This is a genomic window from Nocardiopsis codii (genome assembly GCF_036327455.1).
Classification (GTDB): Bacteria; Actinomycetota; Actinomycetes; order Streptosporangiales; family Streptosporangiaceae; genus Nocardiopsis; species Nocardiopsis codii.
In genome coordinates, this window is the sequence record NZ_JAUZMY010000072.1 from 1 (window position 1) to 3,153 (window position 3,153).

A 3,153-nucleotide genomic window follows, 5' to 3' on the forward strand; every position below is an offset into this window, starting at 1 on the left:
CCCATGTACATGGAACATGCCCCCGATTGTGCGCTGTTTGTTCTTCGCCGCCATACTAGGAGGACGACATCTGTGCCATTTGCTTGCAGAGCCCGGGAGCAGGGCATAGGCGCCCGCACGCCGAACCGGTGTCGATCCTGCACCCGGACGTGTCGGGCGGCTCCCACGAGAACCTGCTCGCCGTGCACTCGCTCTCCAAGCGCTCCAACCTGGCCGGGTACCGCGCGGCCTTCGTCGCCGGAGACCCCGCCCTGGTCGGCGAGCTTCTGGCGGTGCGCAAGCACGCCGGGATGATCGTCCCCGCGCCAGTCCAGGCGGCGATGGGGGCGGCCCTGGACGACGACGCGCACGCGGCCGAGCAGAAGGAGCGGTACCGGGCCCGCCGGTCCCGGCTCCGAGCGGCCCTGGAGGGGGCGGGCTGGCGGATCGAGCACTCCGACGCCGGACTGTACCTGTGGGCGAGCCACCCCGACCACGACGCCTGGGGCGCGGTCGCGCACCTGGCGGAGCGCGGTGTCCTGGTCGCCCCCGGCGACTTCTACGGCGCCGCGGGGGCGGGGCACGTGCGGGTGGCGTTCACCGCCACCGACGAGCGCGTGGAGGCAGCCGTCGGGCGCCTGGCCGGCTAGCCGGGCGCGGTCGACCGCCTCGGCGGGCACGCCCCGAGGGGCTGTCGACGGACCCGGGCGGGGCGCGTCGGCGGACGCCCGGCTGACGGGCGCCGGCTCCCCTCCGACGAGGACCCGTGAGGGCCCCGGCGCGACTCGCGCCGGGGCCCTCACACGTCGTGTGGGACGGCGGCCGTCACCGCAGGACCACGCGGCCCCCGGTGTCGTCCTCCGTCGTGGTCCACGCCTCGGCGCCGTTCAGGCCGTCCGACGCGCGCCAGCGCCGGTCCCCGTGGGAGACCGAGGTCAGCCCGTACTCCTCGGCGTGCGCGACCGCCCACAGGGCCATCGCCCAGCCGAGGTCGCCGGTGGCCGACTCCTGGTCGCCGCCGGCCGACAGTGTCGCCGGGTCGACGCCGAAGACGCGCGCCATCTCCTCCTGGGCGCCCGCCGTGTCCGCGTCGCCGGCCCGCAGGGCGTCCAGGGTCTCGGCGTCGTACCAGCAGGTCAGGCCCGGTCCGAGTTCGCCTATGGTCACTTCGGCCATCCGCTCGGACAGGCCCTCGTGCTGGTCGTAGGCGTAGCCGTCCGCGCTGCGCTGCACCGCCTGGGCGGCCTCGAACACCGGGATCTCCGACCAGTTGTTCACCTCGACCAGCTCGTCGTAGAACGAGCGGGTGGAGAAGACCGGATCGAGGATCTGCTCCGGCTCGCCCCACTCCTGGGACGGCCGCTGCTGGAACAGGCCGAGGGAGTCGCGGTCCCCGTACTCGAGGTTGTAGAACGCGGACTCCTGCCACACCGTCGCGTACGCCACCGTCACCGCCTCCGGCGGCAGGTCGCGGCTGAACGCGACCCCGCTCACCGTGGTGGCGCTCACCGCCTGCGCGTCCTCCAGCACGTACTTGCCGTCGGACAGGTCCAGACGGCACCCCGGCTCAGGGGCCTCGACGGTGTCGACCCGCTCGAACGTGGTCAGCACGTAGTACGCGCCCGCGACGAGGAGGCCGCACACGAGGAAGAGGGACAACAGGATCTTGACGAAGGCGGAGAGCCTCCGGCGCTTACTGGGCACAGGCGAACCAAGGGTAGGGAGCAGGTGGGTGCACCGCACGGAGAGGAAGGTCACCCGTGCCGCGCGAGGGACCCACAGCGAGCCCCGGCCGCATTGTAGTCGGCGCCGGGCGGCCGGGCGGGGCGGATGCGCGGAGGCGGTCGCTACACACGGGCGGGGGGTACCACCGCACCTTCCGCGAGCCACTAACGTGTGTGCACATGACCAGCTCGTACTCCAGTCCGCTGCCCGACCAGATCGACGAACTCTGGGAGAAGCGCTCCGAACTCACGCCCTCCCACGTCGAGGCCCGTGAGACCATCACCGGCGCCATCGACCTGATCGACCAGGGCAAGGCCCGTGTGGCCTTCGTCGACCCCGCCACCGACGAGGTCGTGGTCGACGAGCGCGCCAAGCGTTCCATCCTCCTCGGCTTCAAGGTCCTGGACATGAAGGAGTCGCAGGTCGGCGACTTCCGCCACCACGACCGCATGCCCCTGAAGACCCGCTTCGACGGCGTCCGCGTCGTCGCCGGGGCGATCGCCCGCTGGGGCTCCTTCCTCGCCCCCGGTGTCGTCCTCATGCCGTCCTTCACCAACATCGGCGCCTACGTCGGTTCCGGGACCATGGTCGACACCTGGGCCACGGTCGGCTCCTGCGCGCAGGTCGGCCAGAACGTCCACCTGTCCGGCGGCGTCGGCGTCGGCGGCGTCCTCGAGCCGCCGCAGGCGTCCCCGGTCGTCATCGAGGACGACGCGTTCCTCGGCTCCCGCAGCATGGTCGTCGAGGGCGCCCGGGTGCGCACCGGCGCCAAGCTCGGCGCGGGCACCATCCTGACCTCCTCCACGCGCGTGTTCGACGCCGAGACCGGCGAGGAGCTCAAGCGCGGCGAGGCCCCGGCCTGGTCCGTGTGCGTGACCGCGAACCGGACCAAGAGCTTCCCGGGCGGCGACTTCGGCATGCCGGTCCTGCTGGTGCTCAAGCGCCTCCGGGAGGGCGAGGAGCACGACAAGCTCGCCCTGAACGACCTCCTCCGGGAGCACGGCGTCAACGCCTGACGCCCCGTCCGACCGGGGCCCGGCGCCGCGGCGCCGGAACCCGGGAGAACAGGGGCCGGCGGCACGCCGCACCCGCGTCCGCCAGGGGCGCCCTCCGCAGGCGGAGGGCGCCCTCCGCGTTCCAGGCCGCGTTCCGCGGATCATTCCGGGCTCGCGCCCCCCGGGCTGCCTCTCGCCGCGCCGACTGCGCTCGGACAGCCGAACCCGGGCTGACCTGCGCTACTCGCCTTGCGAGAGATGGCCTGGAAGCCGCTCGCGTCGATCGGCGCAAGCGCCGAGTCAACCGAAAGCATCCACGGAACACGCCCTAGCTTGGCGTTTAAGCTGCTTGCTTGGCTCCGGGGTTCCCCGTGGTACCCGTTTTGTTCTTCTTGGGCACCCCGTATCGGGGAGCTGGACGCTTGTTCGGCCTGCCCGCCGGACGCCCCGGACC

2 protein-coding genes and 1 pseudogene are annotated in these 3,153 nt (G+C 72.7%); 2 read left to right on the forward strand and 1 reads right to left on the reverse strand.

Translation table 11 applies throughout. From position 1 onward, the window contains the following. Positions 1-119 precede the first annotated feature (119 nt). Positions 120-629, forward strand: a pseudogene (locus Q8791_RS31655) (aminotransferase class I/II-fold pyridoxal phosphate-dependent enzyme); the annotation flags it as partial. 175 nt (positions 630-804) lie between these two features. On the opposite strand, the gene Q8791_RS31660 reads toward Q8791_RS31655, so the two are convergent. After that, a complete protein-coding gene (locus tag Q8791_RS31660; protein WP_330095537.1) occupies positions 805-1,683 on the reverse strand; it encodes a hypothetical protein in 879 nt (292 codons plus the stop codon). 200 nt (positions 1,684-1,883) lie between these two features. On the opposite strand from Q8791_RS31660, the gene Q8791_RS31665 reads away from it, so the two are divergent. After that, positions 1,884-2,720, forward strand: a complete 837-nt coding sequence (locus tag Q8791_RS31665) for a 2,3,4,5-tetrahydropyridine-2,6-dicarboxylate N-succinyltransferase (RefSeq protein ID WP_330095538.1) — start codon at positions 1,884-1,886, stop codon at positions 2,718-2,720. Positions 2,721-3,153 lie beyond the last annotated feature (433 nt).

What these genes read in the sequence shown, in the direction of transcription:
- Q8791_RS31665 (WP_330095538.1), top strand. Translation starts at nt 1,884, where the DNA reads ATGACCAGCTCGTACTCCAGTCCGCTGCCCGACCAGATCGACGAACTC.